The 25,199-nt window shown below is 56.2% G+C and carries 22 protein-coding genes, 1 tRNA gene and 2 riboswitches; of the genes, 10 read left to right on the top strand and 13 right to left on the bottom strand.

Annotated elements, in window-relative coordinates; genetic code table 11:
- Genes potH through G364_RS0109265 form a run of 3 tightly spaced genes read left to right on the top strand, consistent with a single transcriptional unit; the run spans window position 1 to window position 2,293 of the window.
- Window positions 1-891 carry a putrescine ABC transporter permease PotH gene (gene potH / locus G364_RS17215; protein WP_019934870.1) on the top strand — a complete coding sequence of 297 codons (891 nt, stop codon included), beginning with the start codon at window positions 1-3 and terminating at the stop codon, window positions 889-891.
- Between the two features lie 3 nt (window positions 892-894).
- A complete protein-coding gene (gene potI, locus G364_RS17210) occupies window positions 895-1,740 on the top strand; it encodes a putrescine ABC transporter permease PotI (RefSeq protein ID WP_019934869.1) in 846 nt (281 codons plus the stop codon).
- Window positions 1,741-1,750: 10 nt separating this feature from the next.
- The gene (locus tag G364_RS0109265; RefSeq protein ID WP_019934868.1) at window positions 1,751-2,293 is read left to right on the top strand and encodes a cupin domain-containing protein; all 543 of its coding nucleotides are present in this window, start codon (window positions 1,751-1,753) and stop codon (window positions 2,291-2,293) included.
- Here G364_RS0109265 and G364_RS0109260 read toward each other — a convergent pair whose 3' ends face one another.
- Window positions 2,294-2,842: a cupin domain-containing protein gene (locus G364_RS0109260; protein ID WP_019934867.1), complete on the bottom strand. Its 549-nt coding sequence runs from the start codon at window positions 2,840-2,842 to the stop codon at window positions 2,294-2,296. It lies immediately after the preceding gene.
- Between the two features lie 159 nt (window positions 2,843-3,001).
- Here G364_RS0109260 and ald point away from each other — a divergent pair, with 159 nt between their 5' ends.
- Both ald and G364_RS0109250 read left to right on the top strand, forming a co-directional pair.
- Window positions 3,002-4,126, top strand: a complete 1,125-nt coding sequence (gene ald / locus G364_RS0109255) for an alanine dehydrogenase (RefSeq protein ID WP_019934866.1) — start codon at window positions 3,002-3,004, stop codon at window positions 4,124-4,126.
- Window positions 4,127-4,140: 14 nt separating this feature from the next.
- Window positions 4,141-5,424, top strand: a complete 1,284-nt coding sequence (locus tag G364_RS0109250; RefSeq protein ID WP_019934865.1) for an MgtC/SapB family protein — start codon at window positions 4,141-4,143, stop codon at window positions 5,422-5,424.
- A gap of 193 nt (window positions 5,425-5,617) precedes the next feature.
- On the opposite strand, the gene lysC is transcribed toward G364_RS0109250, so the two are convergent.
- Both lysC and argA read right to left on the bottom strand, forming a co-directional pair.
- The gene (lysC, locus tag G364_RS0109245) at window positions 5,618-6,955 is read right to left on the bottom strand and encodes a lysine-sensitive aspartokinase 3 (protein ID WP_019934864.1); all 1,338 of its coding nucleotides are present in this window, start codon (window positions 6,953-6,955) and stop codon (window positions 5,618-5,620) included.
- 66 nt (window positions 6,956-7,021) lie between these two features.
- Window positions 7,022-7,193, bottom strand: a riboswitch (Lysine riboswitch).
- A gap of 77 nt (window positions 7,194-7,270) precedes the next feature.
- A complete protein-coding gene (gene argA, locus G364_RS0109240; protein WP_019934863.1) occupies window positions 7,271-8,599 on the bottom strand; it encodes an amino-acid N-acetyltransferase in 1,329 nt (442 codons plus the stop codon).
- 279 nt (window positions 8,600-8,878) lie between these two features.
- Here argA and nhaD point away from each other — a divergent pair, with 279 nt between their 5' ends.
- Window positions 8,879-10,324: a sodium:proton antiporter NhaD gene (gene nhaD / locus G364_RS0109235; protein ID WP_019934862.1), complete on the top strand. Its 1,446-nt coding sequence runs from the start codon at window positions 8,879-8,881 to the stop codon at window positions 10,322-10,324.
- A 34-nt stretch (window positions 10,325-10,358) separates the two neighbouring features.
- On the opposite strand, the gene G364_RS0109230 is transcribed toward nhaD, so the two are convergent.
- The 5 genes from G364_RS0109230 to nagB all read right to left on the bottom strand — a co-directional run bounded on the left by G364_RS0109230 (window position 10,359) and on the right by nagB (window position 14,622).
- Window positions 10,359-10,922, bottom strand: coding sequence for a TMEM165/GDT1 family protein (locus G364_RS0109230; protein ID WP_019934861.1), 564 nt, complete (start codon window positions 10,920-10,922; stop codon window positions 10,359-10,361).
- Between the two features lie 24 nt (window positions 10,923-10,946).
- A riboswitch (yybP-ykoY riboswitch) is annotated at window positions 10,947-11,122 on the bottom strand.
- Window positions 11,123-11,159: 37 nt separating this feature from the next.
- Window positions 11,160-11,474: a translation initiation factor gene (locus tag G364_RS0109225; RefSeq protein ID WP_019934860.1), complete on the bottom strand. Its 315-nt coding sequence runs from the start codon at window positions 11,472-11,474 to the stop codon at window positions 11,160-11,162.
- A complete protein-coding gene (locus G364_RS0109220; RefSeq protein ID WP_019934859.1) occupies window positions 11,471-12,685 on the bottom strand; it encodes an ROK family transcriptional regulator in 1,215 nt (404 codons plus the stop codon). The genes G364_RS0109225 and G364_RS0109220 overlap by 4 nt, the downstream gene beginning before the upstream one ends.
- Entirely contained in the window at window positions 12,682-13,824 is a 1,143-nt protein-coding gene (gene nagA, locus G364_RS0109215) for an N-acetylglucosamine-6-phosphate deacetylase (protein ID WP_019934858.1), read from the bottom strand. Before nagA ends, G364_RS0109220 begins: the two co-directional genes overlap by 4 nt.
- A 3-nt stretch (window positions 13,825-13,827) precedes the next feature.
- Window positions 13,828-14,622, bottom strand: coding sequence for a glucosamine-6-phosphate deaminase (nagB, locus tag G364_RS0109210; RefSeq protein ID WP_019934857.1), 795 nt, complete (start codon window positions 14,620-14,622; stop codon window positions 13,828-13,830).
- 99 nt (window positions 14,623-14,721) lie between these two features.
- On the opposite strand from nagB, the gene nagE reads away from it, so the two are divergent.
- Entirely contained in the window at window positions 14,722-16,215 is a 1,494-nt protein-coding gene (nagE, locus tag G364_RS0109205) for an N-acetylglucosamine-specific PTS transporter subunit IIBC (protein ID WP_019934856.1), read from the top strand.
- Window positions 16,216-16,704: 489 nt separating this feature from the next.
- On the opposite strand, the gene G364_RS0109200 is transcribed toward nagE, so the two are convergent.
- Window positions 16,705-16,780, bottom strand: a tRNA-Asn gene (locus G364_RS0109200).
- A gap of 140 nt (window positions 16,781-16,920) precedes the next feature.
- On the opposite strand from G364_RS0109200, the gene uvrB reads away from it, so the two are divergent.
- The gene (gene uvrB / locus G364_RS0109195) at window positions 16,921-18,921 is read left to right on the top strand and encodes an excinuclease ABC subunit UvrB (RefSeq protein ID WP_019934855.1); all 2,001 of its coding nucleotides are present in this window, start codon (window positions 16,921-16,923) and stop codon (window positions 18,919-18,921) included.
- Between the two features lie 58 nt (window positions 18,922-18,979).
- On the opposite strand, the gene G364_RS0109190 is transcribed toward uvrB, so the two are convergent.
- From G364_RS0109190 to corA, 3 genes are all read right to left on the bottom strand, one after another.
- Window positions 18,980-19,429 (bottom strand): Dps family protein, encoded by a 450-nt coding sequence (locus G364_RS0109190; RefSeq protein ID WP_019934854.1) that lies wholly within the window; start codon window positions 19,427-19,429, stop codon window positions 18,980-18,982.
- A gap of 88 nt (window positions 19,430-19,517) precedes the next feature.
- Window positions 19,518-19,991, bottom strand: coding sequence for a CreA family protein (locus G364_RS0109185; RefSeq protein ID WP_019934853.1), 474 nt, complete (start codon window positions 19,989-19,991; stop codon window positions 19,518-19,520).
- 56 nt (window positions 19,992-20,047) lie between these two features.
- Complete coding sequence (corA, locus tag G364_RS0109180) at window positions 20,048-20,995, bottom strand: magnesium/cobalt transporter CorA (RefSeq protein WP_019934852.1); 948 nt, start codon at window positions 20,993-20,995, stop codon at window positions 20,048-20,050.
- A 142-nt stretch (window positions 20,996-21,137) separates the two neighbouring features.
- Between corA and G364_RS0109175 the strand changes: the two genes are divergently transcribed.
- On the top strand, window positions 21,138-21,671 hold the full coding sequence (locus G364_RS0109175) for a DUF922 domain-containing protein (RefSeq protein WP_245541406.1): 534 nt from the start codon (window positions 21,138-21,140) through the stop codon (window positions 21,669-21,671).
- A 176-nt stretch (window positions 21,672-21,847) separates the two neighbouring features.
- Here G364_RS0109175 and mnmC read toward each other — a convergent pair whose 3' ends face one another.
- Window positions 21,848-23,833, bottom strand: a complete 1,986-nt coding sequence (gene mnmC, locus G364_RS0109170) for a bifunctional tRNA (5-methylaminomethyl-2-thiouridine)(34)-methyltransferase MnmC2/FAD-dependent 5-carboxymethylaminomethyl-2-thiouridine(34) oxidoreductase MnmC1 (RefSeq protein ID WP_019934850.1) — start codon at window positions 23,831-23,833, stop codon at window positions 21,848-21,850.
- A 107-nt stretch (window positions 23,834-23,940) separates the two neighbouring features.
- Here mnmC and fabB point away from each other — a divergent pair, with 107 nt between their 5' ends.
- Entirely contained in the window at window positions 23,941-25,155 is a 1,215-nt protein-coding gene (fabB, locus tag G364_RS0109165; protein ID WP_019934849.1) for a beta-ketoacyl-ACP synthase I, read from the top strand.
- Window positions 25,156-25,199: the final 44 nt, after the last annotated feature.

The following is a 25,199-nucleotide window of genomic DNA, read 5'->3' as shown; positions in this document are numbered from 1 at the left end:
ATGAAAACGTTGAAAATCGCCACTGGTCAGCGGCTGGTGATAGCGCTGCCTTACACCTGGCTGCTGCTGTTTTTTCTGGTGCCTTTTCTGATTGTATTTAAAATCAGTCTGTCGCAAGCGGCGCTGTCCATTCCGCCCTACAGCGAGGTACTGAGCTTTGCCGATGAGCAGCTGCAGATTATTCTTAATTTTGGCAATTATCTGTTTCTGCTGAGCGACAGCTTATATATACAGTCTTACCTGCAATCTCTGAAAGTCGCGGCTGTTTCCACATTATTATGTCTGCTGATTGGCTTTCCCATGGCCTGGGCCATTGTTCACTCCAAACCCTCTACCCGCAATGTGCTGCTGATGCTGGTGATATTGCCGTCCTGGACGTCGTTTCTGATCCGCGTTTATGCCTGGATGGGCATACTGGGTAATACCGGCTTTCTTAATAATGCGCTGCTGTGGCTGGGAGCCATTGACGAGCCGCTGCAAATTCTCAACACCAACACCGCCGTTTATATCGGCATTGTGTATGCCTATCTGCCTTTTATGATATTGCCGCTTTATACCGCCTTGATGCGGCTGGACTACTCCCTGGTGGAAGCCGCCGCTGATCTTGGCGCCCGGCCCATGACTACCCTGTTTACGGTGATAGTACCGCTGGTGAAAGGCGGCATTATTGCCGGTGCCATGCTGGTGTTTATTCCGGCGGTGGGGGAGTTTGTGATTCCTGAACTGCTTGGCGGCCCCGATACCCTGCTGATTGGCCGGGTGCTGTGGCAGGAATTCTTTAATAACCGGGACTGGCCGGTAGCCGCGGCGGTGGCCAGTGTGATGCTGTTGCTGCTGATGGTGCCCATAATGTGGTTCCACCGCATTCAACGCCGCGAAATGGAGGGCTGAGCCATGAATATGATTCCTGTCAGCCGCTCTCGTTTGCGGCCCCTGATCCTCTGGCTGGGCTTTGGGTTTTTGTATGCGCCCATGCTGTTGCTGATCATCTACTCCTTTAACAGCTCCCGGCTGGTCACCGTATGGGCGGGCTGGTCCGCCAGATGGTACGGCGAGCTGCTGGCCGACGACATGATGATGCAGGCGGTGGGGCTGAGTCTGACCATTGCCTTTTTTGCCGCCAGTGCGGCCGTGGTACTGGGCACGGTGGCGGGGTTTGTGCTCACCCGCATCGGCCGCTTTCGTGGTGAGGGCGGATTTGCTTTTATGATCACGGCCCCACTGGTCATGCCTGAGGTGATCACCGGTCTGTCCTTGCTGCTGTTGTTTGTGGCCATGGGGGATCTGGTGGGCTGGCCGGCCCAGCGCGGTATGAGCACCATCTGGATTGCCCATGTGACCTTCTGTACCGCCTATGTGGCGGTGGTGGTCAGCTCCCGTCTGCGTGAGCTGGACCGCTCGCTGGAAGAGGCCGCCATGGATCTGGGCGCGCGGCCGCTCAAGGTATTTTTTGTGATCACCCTGCCCATTATTGCACCGGCCATTGTTGCCGGCTGGCTGCTGGCATTTACCCTGTCGCTGGACGATCTGGTGATCGCCAGCTTTGTGTCCGGACCCAATGCCACTACCTTGCCCATGGTAGTGTTTTCCAGTGTACGGCTGGGAGTCAGCCCCAAGATCAACGCCCTGGCCACTATTATCATCGTGATAGTGTCGCTGGTGACCTTTATCGGCTGGTGGCTGATGGCCCGGGCCGAAAAGCGCCGGGCACAGGAAGCGGCCGCTGCCCGGACCGGCTGAGGAGGTTGCCATGGATTTACCCGAGCGACTGAAATGGTTGCGCATCCGGCATGGCCTGACCCAGCGGGAGCTGGCCAAGCGGGCCGGTGTGAGTAACAGCCTGATCTCGCAAATAGAGCAGGCGGCGGTAAATCCGTCGGTGGCGACGTTAAAAAAAGTGCTGGATGGCTTTCCCATCTCCATGGGGGCGTTTTTCAGTCTGGAGCATAACGCCGGCAGGCCCGTTTTTTTTCGCGCCGATGAACTGGTGAAGCTGGGCAGTAATGGCGTCACCATGTGGCTGCTGGGGCCACCGGGCAGTGATCGCAAGCTGGCGCTGCTGCGGGAGCATTATCCGCCCGGTGCCGATACCGGCCCGGAAATGCTCAGTAATGAAGCGGAAGAAGCCGGCCTGGTGCTCAGTGGTGAGATTGAAATTACCGTGGGGGAGGAATGCCGCCTGCTTAAGGCCGGTGACGGCTATTACTTTGATACTCATCAGCCACACCGCTTTCGCAACCCGGGTACTCAGGCCTGCGAGCTGATCTCCGCTGCCACACCGCCCACCTTTTAGTTACATGGTCTGGGGCTGGCTGGCAGAAACAATATGCAGCTCCTTGTCGCCAATATTCACGAAACGGTGAGGCTCTGTGCTGTCGAAGTAGTAGCCGTCGCCCGGGCCCAGTTCAAAACGGCGTTCGCCTACTACCAGTAACAGTCTGCCCTCAATCACCACACCGCACTCCTGGCCCGGGTGGCTGATCATGTCCGGGCCGGTATCGGCACCAATGGGCATGGTTTCTCGCAGCAGAGTAATATGCCGGCCCGGAAAACGGCTGCCAATCAGCCGGTAGCTGATATTACCGGTACCGCGCTCGGGCTGATCTTCAGCCCGGTACACCACAGGTTTAATGGCATCAGCGGCTTCTTCCTCGGCAAAAAAGTCCGCCAGTGTCATGGGAAAGCCGTCCAGCAGCTTTTTCAAAGAGCCAATGGACGGGCTGACCTGGTTTTTTTCGACCTGGGAAATAAAGCCGTTGGTCACGCCGGAGCGTTTGGCCAGCTCCCGCTGCGACAGTTTAGCCTGCAGGCGAATGGTTTTAAGACGAAGGCCAATATCCATAACGGCGGTGTACTCCCTAAGTTGCAATTGAATCTTTATTATTGCGCAAGCAGAATGTCGCTCCGGCTTCTATAACAAAAGAAGCAACAACAATGAATGCAAGCGGCCGTGTAGTGACCGCATTCTACTCTAAAACAGGTACGCACACAGGGGTTGAACATGGATATCGCAGTACCCAAAGAAATCAAGAATCATGAATACCGGGTGGGGATGACGCCGGGTGGTGTGCGCGAGCTGACCAGAGCCGGGCATACAGTGCGGGTGCAAACCGGTGCCGGTGAGGGCGTGGGGTTCAGTGATGAGCAATATGCCGCCGCCGGGGCCGAGCTGGTGCAGGACGCCGGTGCTTTGTTTGCCGGTGCCGAGCTGATTATTAAGGTAAAAGAGCCACAGCCGGAAGAGTATCAGCGGCTGAGACCCGGTCAGGTACTGTTTACCTATTTGCATCTGGCACCGGATGAAGCTCAGACCAAGGGCCTGCTGGCTTCGGGCTGCACCGCCATTGCCTATGAAACCGTCACCGACGATCACGGCGGTTTGCCGTTGCTGGCCCCCATGAGTGAAGTGGCCGGCCGCATGGCGGTGCAGGCCGGTGCTCACTGCCTTGAGAAAGCGCAAGGCGGACGAGGTGTGTTACTGGGAGGCGTGCCCGGCGTGGTGCCGGCCCGGGTGCTGGTACTGGGCGGCGGGGTAGTGGGCGTGAACGCGGCTCGGGTGGCCATGGGGCTGGGGGCCGACGTCACTATTTTTGACAGATCCTTGCCCCGGCTCACTCAGCTCGACGCGCTCTATGGCCCGACCATTAAAACCCAGTATTCCACTGCCGATGCCATTGAGGCCGAGCTGTCACGGGCGGATCTGGTGATTGGTGCCGTGCTGATCCCCGGTGCTTCTGCGCCCAAGCTGGTGACCCGGGATATGCTGAAAAAACTGCCCAAGGGGGCCGTGCTGGTGGATGTGGCCATTGATCAGGGCGGCTGTTTTGAAACCAGCAAGCCCACCACTCATCAGCAGCCTACCTTTGAGCTGGATGGCGTGGTGCACTATTGCGTGGCCAACATGCCCGGCGGTGTGGCCCGCACCTCTACCCTGGCGCTTACCAACGCCACGCTGCCTTTTGTGCAGGCTTTGGCCAACAAGGGCTGGCGCAAGGCCATGCAGGCAGATCCGCATCTGGCCCGCGGGCTGAATATTCACAACGGCAAGCTGGTGTATCAGGCGGTGGCTGAGGCACATAATCTGACTCATCAGCCACTGGAGCAGGTGCTGGCTGAACAGGACTAAGCGGATAAACAGACATGAATGAGCTGGCCGCCGAGTTGTGGCGTGATCATCAGGCACTGGTGCGCCTTGGTATTGCCCTGTTACTGGGTGCCCTGATTGGTATTCAGCGGGGCTGGCAGTGGCGCAAGGCCGAAGCCGGCCAGCGTATTGCCGGCATTCGTACTCACTCGCTGACCGGTCTGCTGGGCGGACTGATGGCGTTGCTCGGACAAAGCACCAGCCATTGGCTGCTGGTGGCAGGACTGGCGAGTGTGGTGGCCATCAGTCTGGTGGCCTACCGGGCTCAGGTGCGCACCATGAATGACTTCAGCATTACCGGCAGCATTGGCCTGTTGCTGACGTTTTGCTTTGGTGCTCTGGCGGTGGTGAACAGTCCGGCCATTGCCGCCACGGCGGCGGTGATCACGGCCTTTATTCTGGATAACAAACAGGAAATTCATGGCCTGCTGCGCAAGCTGCAGGAGCATGAGCTGGACGCCGGCCTTAAACTGCTGCTGATTACGGTGGTGATGCTGCCGCTGCTGCCCAATCAGGCCATGGGGCCGAGTGGCGTGATTAATCCCTTTGAGATCTGGTGGATGGTGGTCTTGATCGCCTCCATTTCCTTTCTGGGTTATTTTGCCATTCGCGTGGGCGGCACTGAAAAAGGGATTTTGTTCACCAGTCTGTTTGCCGGACTCAGCTCCTCTACCGCCCTTACTCTGCACTATTCAAGGCTGTCAAAGGAGTCACCTGTGCTGTCGCCCTTGCTGGCGGCCGGTGTGCTGCTGGCCTGTGGCACCATGTTTCCCCGTATTCTGGTGTATTGTGCATTGATTAATCCGGCCTTGCTGCCCATTTTGTGGTGGCCGGTGCTGGTGATGACCTTGCTGCTTTATGGCCCGGCGGCGGTGATCTGGCACCGGCACAGCGCCGGCGGCAGTGTGGAGCAACCCAGTCTGAATATGAATCCGCTGGACTTGAAGGCCGCATTGTTGTTTGGCGGTCTTATTCTGTTGATTATGGTGCTGGGAGAATGGCTGAAACAGGCGCTGGGCAATGCCGGTGTGCTGTTGCTGGCATTGGCATCGGGAGTGACTGATGTGGATGCCATTACCCTGTCGTTAACCCGCATGTCCCAGAGCAGTCTGGATGCGGGAACCGCTGTGCTGGGAATCGTGCTGGCGGCCTCGGTCAACAATCTGGTCAAGGCGGGCATGGCAGTCAGCCTGGGTGACAGCGCGCTTGGCCGGCGGGTAGCCTGGCCCATGGGCATCTCCCTGATCGCCGGCCTGCTCACCGCCTGGAGCCTGAACTAAAGCTTTCAGCCGCCGTAAGCTGTCAGCTATAAGTTGTACAGAAGAGGCTGTGGAAATTGCGGTAGTGATGAAGTGATGGTGGTGTCTGAAAAGAAAAAAGCAGCGTTGCCTGATACACGCTGCTTATTAATATTTTATAGCTTATAGCTTATAGCTTATAGCTTATAGCTTATAGCACCGGCCAAAGGCCGGTTTAAGCCGGCAGCAGTTCTTTGTGCAGATCGGCAATGACCTGAGTAGCCTTGTCTTCTTCCACCAGAAAGCAGAAATTATGGGGGCTGGCACCGTAGCAGATCATGCGAATATTCACATCGCCAATGGCCTGGAATACGCGGCTGGCGGTGCCGCCCGACTCGCTCATGCGGTTACCAATCAGTGCCACCAGCGCCAGACCGTCTTCCACTTTCAGATGGCAATGCCGGCCCAGTTCGGTTTTCACTTCCTCGGTCAGCAGCTCGGCACCAGCGTCCAGTGTCAGGGATACGCTGATCTCAGAGGTGGTGATCAAATCCACCGAGATTTTGTGCTTGGCCAGAATCCCGAATACTTCTGCCAGAAAACCGTGAGCCTGAAACATGCTCTGGCTGGTGAGGGTCAGCAGCACCTGATTGCGGCGCAGGGCCAAGGCCCGGAACAGCGGCTGGCTGGGGGTGCTGTTGCGAATCCAGGTGCCGCCTTCTTCCGGTGCCCGGCTGGAGCCGACAAACACCGGGATCTGACAGCGTACCGCCGGCTGCAGGGTGGCCGGGTGCAGCACCTTGGCACCAAAGGTGGCCATTTCCGAGGCTTCACTGAAGCTGATTTCAGGAATGGCGCGGGCCTCGCTTACCAGGCGCGGATCCGTGGTGTAAATGCCGGGCACATCGGTCCATATTTGCACCGCTGAGGCGTTCAGGGCTTCGGTCAGCAGAGCGGCGGAAAAATCACTGCCACCCCGGCCAAGGGTGGTGGTGCGGCCATCGGGGGCAGCACCAATAAAGCCCTGAGTGACCACCAGTTGTTTGTCGCACAGGGGCTTGAGTTCTTTTTCCACTTCCGCCTTCAGGGTGGCCAGATCCGGGGTGGCGCGGCTGAAGCGGTCGTCGGTGCGCATTACCTTGCGCACATCAAACCAGACTGCATCGGTGCCGCGGCTGCGCAGTAATTCCACAAACAGCTTGGTGGACATCATTTCGCCCTGGGCCACAATCTCATCGCTCAGTGCTTTGGTAGGGCTGATGGCGGCACTGTCAGCCAGCTCACGAATATGGTTGAGAATGTCTTCAATATGCCGGGTGAGCATTTCCGGACGCTGCAGGCTGTCGAGAATGCCTTGCTCAATGGCGGTTAATTGCTGCAGCATCTGTTCCCGCTCGGCCGGACCGTGATTGCCCGATGCCAGTGCTACCAGCAGATTGGTCACGCCGGAGCTGGCACTCAGCACCGCCAGACGAGTGTCGGGGTTTTGTTCAAGAATGGCGGCGCAGCGGCTCATGGCATCGGCGTCGGCAACGCTGGTTCCACCGAATTTGGCTACAACGGTTTGGTTCAAGGCAAGCTCCTTGCTTTGCTTATCAGTTCAAATTACGGGGGAACGGCTGAGAAGACATTGAAAAGGTCATCAGGAAGCACTCCACCCAACAGGTGACAGCCCGAAGGATTCAGCCTTCGCAGCCGACCAAAAGCGCAACGCCCACGCTCTCAATCTCGGCGTTATTCCCCTGACCGGCGATCATCGGAGTGGCGACTCCTGCTGCCGGCTGCCTGAATAACGCGCCTCTTCTTGCTGTATCAGCACATTGTGCTGATGCGGCCCTATAACTACTGATTTATGGCATCACTGTCAATGACGGTGAGGTTAAATCGTTCAGTTAAGCGCTTTAATCATGATTTTGGAGCGGCGCTGAAAGTTATACAGCTTCTGTTTACCCATGGGTAGCGCATTCACATCATCCGGCTTGAAGCCCCGCTCCTGAAACCAGTGAATGGAGCGGGTGGTCAGAATAAACAGCCGGCTCATTCCCCGTTTACGGGCCTGCTCTTCAATTTTTTGCAACAGCATATCGCCCCGGCTGCCTTTGCGGTAATCCGGATGAATGGCCACACAGGCCATTTCTGCCATGCCATCTTCCGGAAACGGATAAAGGGCAGCGCAACCGATAATGGCACCGTCTTTTTCGATAATGGTGAACTGGTCAATTTCCATTTCCAGTTGCTCCCGGGAGCGGCGCACCAGTACCCCTTCTTCTTCCATGGGCCGGATCAGATCAAGAATGCCGCCAATATCATCAATGCGGGCCTGGCGGGCCTGCTCGGCACTGAGGCTGACAATTTGGGTGCCCAGGCCATCACGGGTGAACAGCTCCTGAATAAGCGCGCCGTCTTCCCGGTAGCTCACCAGGTGGCTGCGGGGCACGCCACCGCGGCAGCTGGAAATGGCAGCCCGCAGATAACGGGCTGTGCCCGACAGGCTCTCGCCGTCTTCCAGCAGTTGTTGCAAGTGTGCTTCTGCCTGCTCGGGGAAGAGTTCGGCAATGGCTTCACCGTTTTCATTGAGCACACCGCGCTGAGAGCAAAAGCCGATTAACTTATCGGCCTTGAGCTCAATGGCCAGCCGGCGAGCCAGCTCTTCCGATGACAAATTAAAACTTTCACCGGTCACCGAAAAACCGATAGGGGAGATAAGCACGGTAGCGCCATTGGCCAGCTGATGATGAATGGTATCGGTGTGAATACGGCGCACACGGCCAGAATGAATGTAATCCACACCGTCATCCACCCCCAGAGGCTGGGCAATCACAAAGTTGCCGGTGACCACGTTGATGCGGGCGTTTTGCATGGGGGTGTTTATCAGTCCCATGGACAGACGGGCGGTAATGTCCATCTGCAGGCCGCCGCACACGTCCTTGATCACGCGAAAGCTGGGTTCGTCGGTCACCCTTGTGTGCTTGTGAAATACGCCACTCAGACCCGCTTCGGTCAGGCCACGGTCGATCTGGGGGCGGGCGCCAAACACAATTACCAGCCTCACACCCAGGCTGGTCAGCAGAGCAATATCACTGATGATATTGGGAAAGTTGTCCTGATCGATGGCTTCACCACCGAGCATGATCACAAAGGTAGAGCCACGGTGAAGATTCACATAGGGGCTGGATTGGCGAAACGCCTTGACCAGGGCGGCATCATTTTCGCGCACGGGCTTGTCCTTGCTTGCCTGAAAAACACCGGATTATCATCGTGAAAATTCATGCAAAAAACAAGACTAATTATCCATTTTGTAATGCGTGTGACGGCGTTAGGCTTTACCTGCATGTATCGGGCGGATGGTGGCTTGTTTTAAATGCAAAACTGAGAGCCGTGTCGGGAAACCGGTCTGCGCCGAGGGCTGCCTTTATGTTAGCCTTTTTAAGGGCTTTGCTCGGTCACGAAAAAAGCCTGTAACTATAGTCAAAACAATATAAAAGCGAGAATAACAATGACAAGGAAACTGTGCCTGTTACTGGGCGGCCTGGCGGCATTGGTAAGCGCGCCGGCCTTTGCTGCTGCCACCGGGCAGCTGGATCTGACCAGCACCGGGGTAGGGGTGTTTGCGGTAGGGATCTTTGTGGTGGCTTATTTGCTGGTGATGGGAGAGGAATACCTGCACCTGCGCAAATCCAAACCCGTGCTGGTGGCGGCCGGTGTGATCTGGACCATGATAGGCTGGACCTACATGAACAACGGCATTCCCGGAGTCACGGAAGCCGCTTTTCGTCAGAATTTGCTTGAATATGCAGAATTGCTGCTCTTCCTGCTGGTGGCCATGACCTATATCAATGCCATGGAAGAGCGCAGGCTGTTTGATGCCTTGCGGGCCTGGATGATCCGCAAGGGATTCAGTTACAAATCACTGTTCTGGCTGACCGGTTTTCTCGCCTTTTTCATCTCGCCCATTGCCGATAACCTGACCACGGCCCTGCTGATGTGTGCTGTGGTGACCAAGGTGGGTGAAGGTGACAGACGCTTTATCAATTTGTGCTGTGTCAATATTGTTATTGCCGCCAACGCCGGTGGTGCCTTCAGCCCCTTTGGTGATATCACAACGCTGATGGTCTGGCAGGCCGGTATTGTGAAATTTAACGAATTTTTTATTCTGTTCATTCCTTCCCTGGTGAACTATCTGGTGCCAGCGCTGGTGATGAACTTCTTTATCGAGAATCGCAAACCGGCCGCACAATACGAAGAAATTGAACTCAAGCGCGGTGCCATTCGCATTGTGATGCTGTTCCTGCTGACCATTGCTTCTGCCGTGGCCTGTCACAGCCTGCTGCACCTGCCGCCGGTGCTGGGCATGATGACTGGCCTGGGTTATCTGCAGTTCTTCGGTTACTTTCTGCGTCGTACCCTGCCGGGCTCACTGGCACGCAAACGCGCCATGGCCCGCAAGCGGGGTGATGATGAAGCCCTGAAACGCCTGGGAAGCGTGGTGCCGTTTGATGTGTTCAACCGGGTGGCCCGGGCCGAGTGGGACACGCTGCTGTTCTTTTATGGTGTGGTCATGTGTGTGGGCGGACTGGGTTACATGGGCTACCTGGCACTGGTCTCCGATCTGCTCTATACCAGCTGGGATGCGGTATACGCCAACATTACCCTGGGTGTGCTGTCAGCCATCGTAGATAACATTCCGGTGATGTTTGCCGTGCTGACCATGCAACCGGAAATGTCTCATGGCAACTGGTTGCTGATCACCCTGAGCGCCGGTGTGGGCGGCAGTTTGCTGTCTATCGGCTCGGCGGCCGGTGTGGCGCTGATGGGCCAGGCAAGGGGCATGTATACCTTTGCCGGCCATCTTAAATGGACCCCTGTGATTGCGCTGGGCTATGTGGCCAGCATCATGGTGCATTTGTGGCTGAACGCCGACAGTTTCAGTATTTACGGCTGACAGCTGACACGCCCCGCTGAGCGGGGCGTTTTCGTTATAATGGCCACCACAACGTAGTAATCCCCAGCACCAGAAAAATAAGTGCGCTGATACCATGTACCCAGTGCATGGGTATACGCCCGCTGCCTTTGTGGCCGGCCAGCACCACCGGCAGGTTGGCCGCCATCATGCCCAGCGTTGTGCCTGCCACCACCCACCAGAAATCATCGACGAAACGCGCCGCCAGCAGCGTGGTGGCAATTTGGGTCTTGTCGCCGATTTCCGCGATAAAGAACAGAATAAAGGTGGCCATAAAAGGGCCAAGGCGATAAAAGCGGCTGTCGGTATCATCGGCCTTATCCGGAATCATCATCCATGCTGCCATTACAAAAAAGGACGCGGCCAGCAGCCAGCGCAGCCAGTCAGGGTCAAGCCAGCTTTGCAGCCAGACGCCCACAGTACCGGCAAGAGCATGGTTAATCACGGTGGCCAGCAAAATACCGGCGGCAATCAGCAAAGGTTTTTGATAACGGCAAGCCAGTACCAGCGCCAGCAGTTGGGTTTTGTCGCCAATTTCGGCAATGGCTACGGCAAGGGTTGAGGTGGTGAGGGCTTCCAATGTGCTTCCAAAGGGGACAGGCTTGTAATGAGGCCGAATAACAGACGACTGGCCGCCCGTCCCCGGTATTGGCACTCGTCTGTCAAAGGTCTCGTCAAACCGGTCAGGGTCACGGCCGCCATGGTGATTTTGCACCAACTATGTTGACGACCGTCTTCAGGCTGATTGCCCGATAGTGACTACTCCCCCTTGAGCAGGGAGTCCGCATTATAGTAATTTGGGCTGCAAGTTCAAGTCTCAGCCGCCCACCTGCTTGACCGTAAAGCCGGCTTTTTCCAGCCACTGCTTGATCTGCTCCAGCCGATCACCCTGAATTTCAATCACCCCTTTTTTAACAGCACCGCCAGTACCCAGCTGTTTTTTCAGCTTTTTGGCCACGTCACCTACTTGATCCGGTGCCAGACCATACACACAAATCACGCCCGCGCCCTTGCGGCCCTTGGTTTCCCGGCGCAGTCGTATTGTGCCATCTTCAGGAAACGGGCCGGCCTGTTGCTGTTTTTCTGACGCCGGCTGCCAGTCCGGATCGGTACTGAATACGATATTACTCATGATTTTTTCTCCAGAATACGTTGCAGCAGCTCACCTTCCAGCAGCGCGCGTTTAACCAGCGCCAGACCGCCGATGGTCTGATCATGCTGAAAGCGGGCTTTCATGACCGGCTGGCCCTGATGAAAGCCGGGCAGAGACTGATGACTGATGGCCTGATTAATAATAGGAAAAACGATATCTTCCGCCTCACACAAGGCCCCGCTCAGCAATACCCGCTGCGGATTAAACAGGTTCACCACGATGGCCAGAGCCTGCCCCAGTCGCTCTGCGGCACGGCGTAAAATGGTCAGTGCCAGATGATCACCTTCATCAGCGGCCCGGCACAGAGCGTGAATGGACAGGGTCTGATTTGCCAGCGAGCTGCGATAGCCCTGGCTCAGCATACGCTCAGCCTGGCGCAGCAGGGCCGCGTCGGCCACCATGGTTTCCAGGCAGCCCACATTGCCACAGTCACAACGCTCACCCAGAGGGTCCATATGAATATGACCCATCTCGGCGACATCCCGGCCCTGGCTTTTGAAAATACGGCCTTCGGTAATAATCCCGGCACCCACGCCGTGGTGTACCCGCACCAGCACCGAGTCGAGACAATCGGCAGAAGCGCCGAAATAATGCTCGGCAAGTGCCTGAGCCCGCGTATCGTTACCAATAAATACCGGCAGTTTAAGCTGATGGCCCAGCTGCGCTGCCAGTGGCACTCCCGCCAGCGGATAGCTGGGGTGATAAACTACCTGTCCATGCTGCGCATCAGTCAGGCCGGGCATAATCACTGCCACCGCAATAATCTGCTTGCCGCTGCCAAACGCCTGCATAAAATCGTCTATATGGCGATGTAATGCCGCCAGCAGATTGGCCGCTTCGCGGCTGGGAAAGGGCAAAAGCCGGCGGCCGAATTCGTCTCCGGCCAGATTATATAAGGTCAGTCTCAGCTCTTCCCGGCCCAGTTTTACCGAAATCAGGTAAAAGGGCTGGGTAACGGTAGCCAGTGATATTGCCCGCCGGCCACCGGTAGAAGCCTGATGCGCCAGCTCCTGAATTAATCCGTGCTCCAGTAACGCGCGGGTGATTTTGGTGACACTGGCGGGTGCCAGATGGCTGAGCTCGGCTATGCGCACGCGGGAGATGGGGCCGGCATGGTCAATGAGCCTGTATACGGCAGCACTGTTCACCTGTTTAACCAGATCCACATTGGCTATTTTTCCGTGAGTCATACTGAAAACCGTCCGTTTACCATGGTGGCGATCACCTGCAGGTTTTGATCAAGCGCCACCAGGTTAGCCAGCCGGCCTGCCTGAAGCAGGCCAATATGCTGCTCAAGTCCGAGTGCACACGCCGGATTGCAGCTGGCCATGGCCAGCGCCTGCTCCAGCGAAAGACCGGCATGTTTTACCAGGTTGCGGACACCTTCTGCCATGGTCAGTGCCGAGCCGCCAAGGGTGCCATTTTCATCCACACACTGACCGTTGCGCACATAAACGGTGGCACCACAAAAGTTAAATTGATCAAACCCTTCAGGAGCACCGGCGGCAGCGGTGGCATCGGTAACCAGACATAAACGCGTGCCCAGCAGGCGGTGAGCAAGGCGAATATTGGCGTAATGTACATGATGACCGTCGGCAATAATGCCGGCACCGACAGTCAGTGAGTCATACACGGCCCCGACGGCCCCGGGCAGACGACCATTGGCGGTGGGGGTCATGGCATTATAAAGATGAGTCGCAAAGCCGATGCCGGCAGCAAAGCCTGCCATGGCTTCTTCATAGCTGGCTGCGGTGTGTCCCATGGACACCCGAATACCTGCCTTGCTGATCCGGGTGATGGCCGAATCACGGTTGACCTCGGGTGCCAGGGTCAGCATGGCTATGTCGGCGGCATGTTGGCACAGGAACTCAAGCATGCCGTTATCCAGAGGGCGTATCTGCGCTGCCGGATGTATGCCTCTGCGGGCCAGATTGGTATAAGGCCCTTCCAGATGCAGGCCTGGCACACGATAAGGGTGCCGGGCACGGTATTCACTGACCACCTTTACCGCCTGGCGCATATCCTGATCGGTACTGGTGATCAGGGTCGGTAAAAAACTGGTAGTGCCGGATTTAAGGTTGGTTGCGTGCATGTGGGCCAGGGCAGCGGCACTGATATCATGGTTGAACATAACGCCGCCACAGCCGTTCAGCTGCAGATCAATAAAGCCGGCACACAACAGAGCACCGGGCAGGGTGTGCTGTCTGATACTGCTATCCAGCTCCGCCACGGGCACCAGCCCGTGAACCCGTTCATCCGCAATCACCACAGCGGTGTTCCGGTGCAGCACCTTGCCATCAAAGACAGAATCAGGGGTGAGAGCAAACATCAATCAGACTTCCGGCTGGTTTTCACGTTGTTGAAAATAGCGCAGTGTACCCACTTTCAGCTCCAGCGTGGCTTCAGCATCACAGAATATCAGACTGTTCGGATGCAGTTGCAGCGCCGATACTGTCCACAGATGGTTTACCGGACCTTCCACCGCTGCCTGCAGCGCTCTTGCCTTGTGAGCTCCGGTAACCAGCAGCACGATTTCTTCTGCTTCCAGCAAATTGGCCACGCCCACTGTCAGAGCGTGACGCGGAACCTGTGCCGGATCATGATCAAAGAAACGGGCATTTGCCCGGCGGGTAGAATCGGTCAGGGCCATTACCCGGGTGCGTGACGCCAGTGAAGAGGCCGCTTCATTAAACGCAATATGGCCGTCACTGCCCACACCTCCCAAAAACAGATGTACCGGCCCGAATTGCGTCATCTTTTGCTCATAACGACGACATTCGGCCTGCAGATCTTCCGCCATGCCATTCAAAAGGTTGATATTTTCCGGCGCAATATCAAGGTGCTGAAACAAGTTGTCATGCATAAAGAAATGATAACTTTGCGGATGCGTTTGGGGCAGACCGGCATATTCATCCATATTAAAGGTCACCACATGGCGAAAGCTGACTTCACCGGCCCGGTGCAGACGTACCAGCTCCCGGTAGGTGTCCAGCGGCGTGCTGCCGGTGGGCAGCCCCAGCACAAAGGGCCTGTCTGCTGTTGGTGCAAAGCCATTGATACGATCGGCAATATAGCGGGCCGCGCGGCGGCCCAGTTGTTCAGGAGTGGCCAGAGGGATCAGGCGCATGTTCAAACCTTTAGTGATGATGTTGTTTCTATCATAAAAAAACTGTCGTTTTCTTACCATGGGCCATTGGTCTGTCACAGCCTGATTCAGGAGCGCACCATGAAATGTCTGGGATATCTGCAAACCCTTGGCAAGGCACTGATGCTGCCCATTGCCACGTTGCCGGTGGCGGCGCTGCTGCTGCGGCTGGGGCAACCGGATCTGCTGAGTATACCTTTTATGGCAGCAGCAGGCGGTGCCATTTTTGACCAGTTGCCGCTGCTGTTCGGGTTGGGCATAGCAGTGGGGCTGGCGCGGGATGATGCCGGTGCGGCGGCGTTGGCGGGTGCTGTGGGTTATTTTGTGCTGACCGGTGCCGCCGTCACCATTAATGAAGATCTTAACCTGTCATTTTTTGGTGGCATTATCGCCGGTATTATTGCCGGCCACAGCTATAACCGCTTTCAGGGAGTCAGGCTGCCGGAGTATCTTGGTTTTTTTGGCGGCAAACGGCTGGTTCCCATCATGACAGGATTATTCTGTTTGCTGGCCGCTGTTGTGGCGGGCTATGTCTGGCCTTATGTACAACAAGGGATAGATGCGTTTGGTCAGGCTGTCGCCAGTTCCGGCCCGGCGGGGCAGTTTGCTTATGGTGCACTGAACCGGGCGCTGATCCCGGTAGGGTTGCATCATGTGCTTAATTCGCTGTTCTGGTTTGGACTTGATGAGTGCGTCAAGGTCAGCTACGAAGCGGCCGGCAGCCTGCATAATATCTGTCTGGCACCCGCACTGGCAGAAAACCTGAGTGTGGGCGGTGCCGTGCCCGGCATTAATGGCGGTGAAATTACTCAGATCGCCACTGAGATGACCCGGGGTGATCTGAATCGTTTTTTTGCCGGTGATCCCACCGCCGGTGTGTTTATGGCCGGTTTTTTCCCGGTCATGATGTTCGGGCTGCCGGCGGCGGCGCTGGCCATGATATTGGCCGCCCCCGAAGGTAACCGCGCCAGGGCCGCAGGCCTGCTGCTGTCGGTGGCGCTCACCTCTTTTCTCACCGGTATTACCGAGCCGCTGGAATTTACCTTTATGTTTCTGGCTCCGCTGCTCTATGGCCTGCACGCGCTGCTGACCGGTTTGTCTTTGGTGGCAGCCAACTGGCTGGGCACATTGCACGGCTTTGGTTTTTCTGCCGGCCTGTTTGATCTGATACTGAACTGGGGACTGGCGACCCACCCCTGGCGGCTGTTGGCTCTGGGACTGGCCACCGGCGTGGTTTACTTTTGTTTATTTTATATGCTGATCCGTACGCTCAACCTGGCCACTCCCGGCCGTGAGCCGGAAGCTGTGGTCTCATTCACTGAGCCTGATGCACATCAGGCAGATGATACCGACGCCTTTATTGCCGCGCTGGGCGGAGCCGAAAACCTTGAGCATATCGACGCCTGTATTACCCGGTTGCGGCTTACAGTGGCAGACAGCGGCCTGGTTAACGAGCAGGCATTGCGTGCGCTTGGTGCCAGGGGAGTGGTGCACCTGGGTGATCATGGGCTTCAGGTGGTCCTGGGTGCCAGAGCAGAGACGCTGGCAGCAGCACTGCGAAAGCGAAAAAAATGATCTTTTCAGGGGGTTTGCGCGCTCGTGTATACGAGACGCGTTAAAAGTCATGCAAACTGGCGGATTATCTTGCTTTGATGAGAATAATGTTTGTAAAAATACAAGATGTTACCCCGGGGGCTGTGAACTTTGGCGATAAAAAAGGTTCTGGCCCGTTCGACACTCCTTTTATCCCGGGTTATGCACAGCAACGGAAAGCCTTGTCTGCCAAGGGGTAGACAGGGTTATCCACGTTTTCTGTGGATAAGGTTGTGGATTTCATGATTGAAACCAGTGAGAAGCCAGACAGGACGCGGCTTTCAATTGAACCGGTAAAAAAACAGACAGAAAATAAGTGCTGTAAAATCAATGGATTAAAAAATGCAACAGAAAAAACCCGCTCGGTTTGTAAACACCGGCGAGCCATGAAGCAAAAAAACCAAGATGTGATTTTTGCTCGAGCAGAATTGTTGATAAGTAGAATAAGTCAAGTGCCGGGAAGGCAAAAGATGGCTCCCCCTGCTGGACTTGAACCAGCGACATACGGATTAACAGTCCGCCGTTCTACCGACTGAACTAAGGGGGAATCTCGTGAAGAGGCCGCGAATAATACGCCCCTGATTGTTCCGGGTCAAGTCCCAAGAGACTTTTTAGTATTAGCGCCGTTTTTTGCCTGAAACCCGTTTCTGAGGGTACACTTTACCGGCATTCGAGGAGGCAGGGTCCATGAGTAAAACGTTTCAACTGGTCAGTGATTATCAGCCCGGGGGCGATCAGCCCACTGCCATTGCCAGGCTGCTGGATGGAATAGAATCGGGGCTGGCGCATCAGACCTTGCTGGGGGTAACCGGCTCGGGCAAGACTTTCACCATGGCCAATGTGATTGCCACGCTCAACCGGCCTACCATGGTGCTGGCACCCAATAAAACGCTGGCAGCTCAGTTATATGGTGAGATGAAGGAGTTCTTTCCACATAACTCGGTGGAGTATTTCGTCTCTTATTATGATTACTACCAGCCTGAAGCCTACGTGCCCACCACAGATACCTTTATCGAGAAAGATGCATCCATCAATGATCATATCGAGCAGATGCGTCTGTCGGCGACCAAAGCGCTGATGGAGCGGCGTGATGTCATTATTGTGGCCTCGGTGTCTGCCATTTATGGTCTGGGGGATCCCCAGTCTTACCTGAGCATGATGCTGCACCTGCGTACCGGCGATGTGTTGGATCAGCGAGACATGCTGCGCCGGCTGGCCGAGCTGCAATACAGCCGCAACGATGCCGCGTTTCAGCGCGGCACATTCAGAGTGCGGGGGGAAGTCATTGATATTTTTCCGGCAGAGTCGGACGATCAGGCAGTAAGAGTAGAGTTGTTTGATGATGAAATTGAGCGCATCAGTCTGTTTGATCCCCTGACCGGTACTGTATTGCAAACGGTGGCCCGGTTTACCATCTATCCTAAAACCCACTATGTCACACCACGGGAAACCCTGCTGGAAGCCATAGAGCATATAAAAGCGGAGCTTAATGAGCGCAAGGCTCAGCTGATTTCTGCCAACAAGCTGCTGGAAGAGCAGCGTATCAGCCAGCGTACCCAGTTTGATATAGAAATGATTCAGGAGCTGGGTTATTGCTCCGGCATTGAAAACTACTCCCGCTACCTGTCAGGCAGGGCGGAAGGCGAGCCGCCGCCCACCTTGTTTGACTATCTGCCTGATGACGGCCTGCTGATTATTGATGAGTCTCACGTGACCGTGCCGCAGATTGGTGGCATGTATAAAGGGGATCGTTCCCGCAAGGAAACCCTGGTGGAATATGGTTTCCGGCTGCCGTCGGCGCTGGACAACCGGCCGTTGCGCTTTGAAGAATTTGAAGCCCTGATGCCGCAGACCGTTTTTGTCTCGGCCACTCCCGGCCCTTATGAGCTCGACAAGTCCGGTAATGATATTGCTGAGCAGGTGGTGCGTCCTACCGGTCTGCTGGATCCTGAACTTGAAGTCCGGCCGGTGGCTACTCAGGTGGATGATTTGCTGTCGGAAGCCCGGCTGCGCATAGAAAAAGGGGAACGGGTGCTGGTGACCACCCTTACCAAGCGCATGGCGGAAGATCTCACCGAATACCTGAACGAACACGGCGTAAAAGTTCGCTATCTGCATTCTGATATTGATACGGTAGAGCGCATGGAGATCATTCGCGATCTGCGCCTGGGCGAGTTTGATGTGCTGGTGGGCATTAACCTGCTGCGGGAAGGTCTGGATATGCCGGAAGTGTCACTGGTGGCCATTCTCGATGCCGACAAGGAAGGCTTCTTGCGCTCCGAGCGCTCGCTGATCCAGACCATAGGCCGGGCTGCCCGTAACCTCAACGGCAAGGCCATTCTCTATGCCGACCGGGTAACCCGCTCCATGGCCGCAGCCATCGGGGAAACAGAGCGTCGCCGGGCCAAACAGCAGGCCTTTAACGCAGAGCATGGCATAGTGCCCAAGGGCCTGAACAAGCGCATTACCGATGTGATGGATCTGGATGGCACCAAACGAGTGGGCTCGAAACGAGCAAAAGAGAAAACGACGTTGCCCGAACACCTGCCCAGTGCCAAAGAGCTCAGCCATCAAATCAATGAGCTGGAGCAGCAAATGCTGGCGCACGCCCAGAATCTGGAGTTTGAACAGGCTGCCGAAGTGCGGGATCGCATTCATGTACTCAGGGAGCAGCTGATAAGAAGCTGAGCCAGAGACGAAAAAGCCGCCTTGAATAAGGCGGCTTTTTTATCGTGGAGTGCCATGGTTATGCCAGCATGGAGCGCATCATCCAGGCGGCTTTTTCATGAACTGTCTGGCGGTCGGTCAGCATGCCTGCAGTCGGCTCGTCTCCGGCTTCCTGAGCGGTTTTGGTCGCTTCAATCAGGGTAGAGATAAGCAGCTCATTATCGGCAACCAGCTCTTTGAGCATGTCGCTGGCGGTGGGAATGTTCTGATTTTCCTTTATCTTTGCCAGCTCAACAAATTTGGTATAGGTGCCCGGTGCATATTCGCCCAGTGCACGAATGCGCTCGGCAATATCATCCAGGGCGGCCCACATGTCCTGATATTGCTCTTCAAACAGCAAGTGCAGCTGACGAAAGTTGGGACCCTCAACGTTCCAGTGATAGTTGTGAGTCTTGAGATAAAGGACATAAGTGTCTGCAAGAACGTGAGACAGGGCAGTGGCACAGGCTTTTCTGGAATGGTCAGTCATGAACTATCCTCCTATGGTTGAGCATTCAGGCTAGTAAAGTTAGCTCCGGATATCAACAGGCTGCAAAGCAATAAGTTTCATATGAACTCTATTGTTGGAATGTGCTCCCGGCCTGATAGGCGGCGGTATCCCACAGAGGCACGGTTGACATGGAGTGCTTGTAACTGCCGCTGGTTTCCTTGGTGCTGTAGGCGATATAAAGCAGGCTCTGACTGGTGTCATCGTAGATACGGCGAATTTTCAGACTCTTCAGAAAAATACTCTTTGATTTCTTGAAGACGATTTCACCGCTTTTTGAACGGTCGATGCCAGCTATCATGGCCGGCGTGATTTCTCCCGTCTGCCGGCAACTGATAGACATGTCTGACGGATCTGCCAGATCCAGATCCGCCACTATATTGGACATATGACAGGTGACGCCGGGCACTTCCGGATCGGTCAGCACCTCGATTTTGATGTCTTTGGTGGTAAACAAGCCCAATGACACATCACCCACTTCGTTGTTATCACAGCCGGCCAGGCCCGCAGCCAGCGCCAGTACAGCCAGATATCTGTATTTCATCAATGCCCTTCCTCGGTTAACAATATCCCCAATCCCCAATCCCCAATCCCTTACGTTCACAGCCAGCCTTTGCGCTTGAAGAAGTAATAGGTGCCGCAGGCCGACAGCAGCATCAGCACCAGCGACATCGGGTAACCGTATTTCAGCGCCAGCTCGGGCATAAACGCAAAGTTCATGCCGTAGATGCTGGCAATCAGGGTGGGCGGCAGAAACACCACGGCGGCCACCGAGAAAATCTTGATCACCTTGCTCTGCTCCAGGCTGGTAAAACCCATGGCCGCTTCCAGCTGAAAGTTGATTTTGTCGAACAGGAACTGGGTGTGCGGCAGCAGAGATTCAATATCATACAGCAGCTCATCTATCCATTTGCGCTGCTCGTCACCGGCCTGCTTGCGCAGGGTGCGACGAATAAAACGCAGCGCGCGCCGGGTGTCGTACAAGGCCAGACGAATATGGCCATTACCGTCTTCCTGCAGCATCAGGTTCGACATGGTCTGGCGTAAGTCTTCCACATGAAGCACTTCCTTGGCGGTGTCTTCCAGGGTTTTATAGCCGTCTTCAATCAGGTCAGAGATGTACTCGATTTTCAGCTGAAAAATTTCCAGCAATAAATCGAGGGCATCTTCCACTTCCAGCCGGTCCTGGCGCATATAATGGCGCAGCAGCCGCATCAGGCCCAGATCGTCCTCGCGAAAGCTGATCAGCATGTTCTGACGCAGCGTAAACAGCACGTTAATGCCGTCAATTTCCTTGCCCATGCGCTGAGGAAACAAAGAGTGAATGTGCAGGCCATCCTTGTCCCGGTAAAAACGGGCCGAGGCCTCTATGTCGTCCAGCTCGTCCAGCTCGGGCACTTCCTCCACAAACAGTTGCTGCATCCAGCTTTGCTCTTGCTCGTCGGGCTTGTGAATATCCAGCCAGAGGGTATTGGGCGGCGGCCTGTCTGTCAGGCTCAGAGGCTGAATTTCCAGGGACTTACCATTCAGGATATAGGCTGTGATCATGCAACACTCCAACCAGTCATGCTTGTCTGCACTATATAGAGCCGGGCTGTACTTGTCAGGTTACGAATGCCGGTGGCACCGTCAATTGCGGTCTTTTCCATCAAAGACTCAAATGACTTGAGACGCTGGCGGGTTTATAATCATGATATTCGTCTTGCGCCATTCCGGAGTCTGCGTGGTGAAAGTGATTTTTGTTGCATTGCTGACAATGCTTGCCTTGCCGGTCTCTGCTGCCATGGAGCTGAAGGCCAGGCAAACCGTGGATGTGTATGGCTCGGCGGCGCTGCAGCCCAGCCTGGCAGACGTAGATTACCGTATGTCCTGGCAGCTGAGTGGTGAACAGCTTGAACAAGGCTGTGTGCCGTCTCAGGTGCTGGTGTCATTGACTGCAACCGTGACCGAGCCACTGGAATGGCCGCAAACACCGGAGTGGCAGAACTACCGGCTGGCACTGACCGCCTATGAGCGTCTGGTGCGCGAGCGTGCCCTGCTGGCTGCGGAATGGCTGGAGCGCTCCCTGTTCGATATTGCTCCTCAGGTTAGCTGTACGCAACTGCACCGGGTCGCCGACAACGTGGGTTACCACCAGCTTGGCATCGCACAGGGGCTGCTCCAGGAATTTCAGCGTCAGCACGACTTTGGCCGTCAGCTCGGCCTTATCCGCCCGGCGCAATAAGCCACCCCCCCCCCCGCCCCCCGAAGGGGGAGCTGGAAGCTTGAAGCCGGAAGCTGTTTTGAGTGGACTGCTACTTTGGTGTTGTATCTGCACAAACAGCGTTTGATGCAATCATGGTTCTTGTTCGGCAGACAACGCTGGGTCAGCTTCCAGCTTCTAGCTGACCGCTTCCAGCTTTAAGTTGTGGGTTTTCCTTTCAGCAATTTACGCAGCCAGTGGCGGTTGGGATTAAGGGCATCCAGCACCGGTTGCCCGAGCGGCAGGGGCTCATTCAGGATTTGTGATGCCAGCAGCTCTGCCAGCAAAGGGGCTGAACACATGCCCCGCGAGCCCAGTCCCGACAACACATAAAGCCCTTCATGATCCGCCGCCAGCGGGAACGCCTGACCGGCGCGTCTTGGCATGTCGGCATAATCCGTCAGCTGAGCATCTTTATCGGGTGCACTGCCGGCTAAAGGCAGGTGATCCCGGCAGGCGGCACGAATACCCACCCGGCCTTCATCCGGGGAGGCCGCAAGTTCGCCCAGGACGGGCAGAGTGGCTGTCAGTTTGGCCAGGTTATCGGCTTCGTCTTCCGCGCGGTAATCCAGTCCTGCATCACGTCTGTTATAGCTGGCACCCACACAATGCAGGCCCTGCCAGGCGGGAGTGAGATAACCTTCGTAACACACCACGGTTTTCAGTTTTTCCAGCACGGGGGTTGTAGGCTGGTGATTGACCTGCCCCCGTACCGGATAGAGAGCAAGGCCTTCGGTTTGCTTAAGCTCGGTCAGGGCATGAGCATTGGCCAGCACCACATTATCGGCACTGAAGGTGTGACCGTGTTCAGTCTGTACTTGCCAGCCGTCATGATTGCGTTCAAGACCGGTTACTCTGGTATTAAAATGGCAGGCAATATCACCGGCATCCGCCAGCAGGGCGGCAGTGAGCTCGTGAGGGCACACCCAGCCTCCCAGCGGATAGGCCACGCCGCTCAGGTTGGCCTTTATGCCGGCAGTATTGTTCATTTCTTCGGCTGACAGTGGCTGCACCAGCTCAGGCGGAAAGCCTCCGGCCATCAGTTTGTCGATTTTACTGCTGCTTTTGTCATCGTGGGCCAGTTGCACCACGCCGCACCAGTCATGGGTAAAGGGCCGGCGCTGTGCCAGCCGGTCAAGCGTACGCCGGCCATATAAAAAGGCGGGCAGATAAAACTGGCTCAGGGTGTCATGATCACCGTTCAGCAGCGGATAAATGGCTCCCTGACGATTACCGGAAGCTCCTTGTGCCGGCGCGCCGGCCTGCTCCAGCAGCGTCACCTTTTGCCCCCGGCGGGCAAGCTGGCGGGCCAGGGCCGCACCGGCCACACCGGCACCGATTATCAGGGTATGCTCACCCTGCCCGGGCCTGCGCCAGTACCAGGGGGCAGGGCAGGGCAGGCGGGTGTCAGTTCGTCGAAAGCCTGCCAGCATTTCCCGCTTGCGGCCAAAGCCCTTGACCCGCTTCACGTCAAAGCCGGCTTCAATCAGCCCGCGGCGTACGAAACCGGCAGCGGTAAAGGTGGCCAGTGTTGCGCCGTTACGGGCCAGCCGGGCCAGCTGGGTAAACAGCTCAGAGGTCCACATCTCCGGATTTTTGCCAGGTGCAAAGCCGTCCAGATACCAGGCATCGACCCGGCCGGCGAGGCCGGCATCCATTTGTGGCAGCATCTCGGCCACATCTCCCAGCCATAAATCCAGGCAGACATCGTCTGCAAGCTGCAATCTGTGACAGCCGTCAACCAGTACCGGATATTCAGCTAACATATGTTCGCTTAAAATGGTAAGCTCTGGCCATTGGCGCAGGGCGAGTTGCAGATCGTCGCGGGAGAGCGGAAATTTCTCCACGCTGATGAAGTGCAACCGGCGTGTTTTACCCTGAGGATGTTGCCGTTTGTAGTCGGTGAACGCCTTCCAGGTTGCCAGAAAATTCAGGCCGGTTCCGAAGCCGGTTTCAGCCACCACGAACAGCTCGCGGTCGTGGTGGACGAAGCGTTGTGGCAGGCCGTTGTTACCAAGAAACACATAACGGGTTTCTTCCAGGCCGTTATCGTTGGAAAAATAGACATCGTCAAAGGCGGTGGCGACCGGGGTTCCCTGGTCATTCCAGTCGAGACGGGCGGTGGTAATAAAACGGTGAGACACTGAGCGCTCCGGGGCCGCAAAAAACGGTCATTTTATGTGAAAGCTGACCAGTTTGACCATGATTTATGGTTAGAATTGGCACCAAATCGAAACAGTAGGAACGATAGATGAGAAGAGCAGTCATTACCGGTATCGGTGTGGTCTCCAGCATTGGCAACAACAAGGAAGAGGTACTTGAGTCTCTCAAGGGCGGCCGCTCCGGCATTACTTTTTCCCAGCAATTTGCCGATCATAAGCTGCGCAGTCAGGTCTGGGGCAACATCAAACTGAACCCGGCCGAACACATCGATCGTAAAGTGATGCGCTTTATGGGCGACGCTGCCGCGTTTGCCTATCTGTCCATGGAACAGGCCATTGCCGATGCCGGTCTGGATGAAAGCCAGGTGTCCAATGAGCGCACCGGTCTGGTGACCGGCTCCGGCGGTGCCTCTTCCAAAAATCAGATTGAAGCCTGCGATATTCTGCGGGAAAAAGGCGTGCGTCGTGTCGGCCCTTACATGGTGCCGCGCACCATGTCGTCCACCACCTCCGCCTGTCTGGCGACGCCCTTCAAGATCAAGGGCATTAACTACACCATCAGCTCTGCCTGTGCCACCTCTGCGCACTGCATTGGTCACGCGCTGGAGCAAATTCAGCTGGGCAAGCAGGACATCGTCTTTGCCGGCGGCGGTGAAGAAGTGGACTGGACCCTGGCCCTGCAGTTTGACGCCATGGGTGCCCTGTCCAGCAAATATAACGACACCCCCGAGCTGGCGTCCCGTACTTACGACGCCGGCCGCGATGGCTTTGTTATCTCCGGTGGCGGCGGCATTGTGGTCGTTGAAGAGCTGGAGCACGCGCTGGCCCGTGGTGCTCACATTTATGCCGAAATCACCGGTTACGGTGCCACTTCCGACGGCTACGACATGGTAGCACCGTCTGGTGAAGGCGCGGTACGCTGCATGAAGCAGGCCATGGCCACGGCCCCGGCTCCGGTGCAATACATCAACACCCACGGCACCTCCACCCCGGTGGGCGATGTAAAAGAGCTGGAAGCCATCAACAGCCTGTTTGGCGACCATGCGCCCTACATCTCTGCCACCAAGGCCATGACCGGTCACGCCCTGGGTGCCGCCGGTGTGCATGAGGCCGTTTACTCTCTGCTGATGCTGGAGCACGGCTTTATTGCGCCGAGCATCAACATTACCGAGCTGGATGAAAAGGCGCAGAACCTGCCCATCGTGACCGAGTACAAGGAAGCCGAGCTGGACACTGTCATGTCCAACAGCTTTGGTTTCGGCGGCACCAACGCCAGCCTGGTGTTCAGCAAATACAAGGCCTGAACTGCCCGGTGATCAAAAAAAGCGCCTTCGGGCGCTTTTTTTAT

Source organism: Oceanimonas smirnovii ATCC BAA-899, from assembly GCF_000381965.1.
GTDB classification, from domain to species: domain Bacteria; phylum Pseudomonadota; class Gammaproteobacteria; order Enterobacterales; family Aeromonadaceae; genus Oceanimonas; species Oceanimonas smirnovii.
The sequence above is the reverse complement of the archived record's forward strand: the minus strand, read 5'-3'. Positions and strand labels throughout refer to the sequence as shown.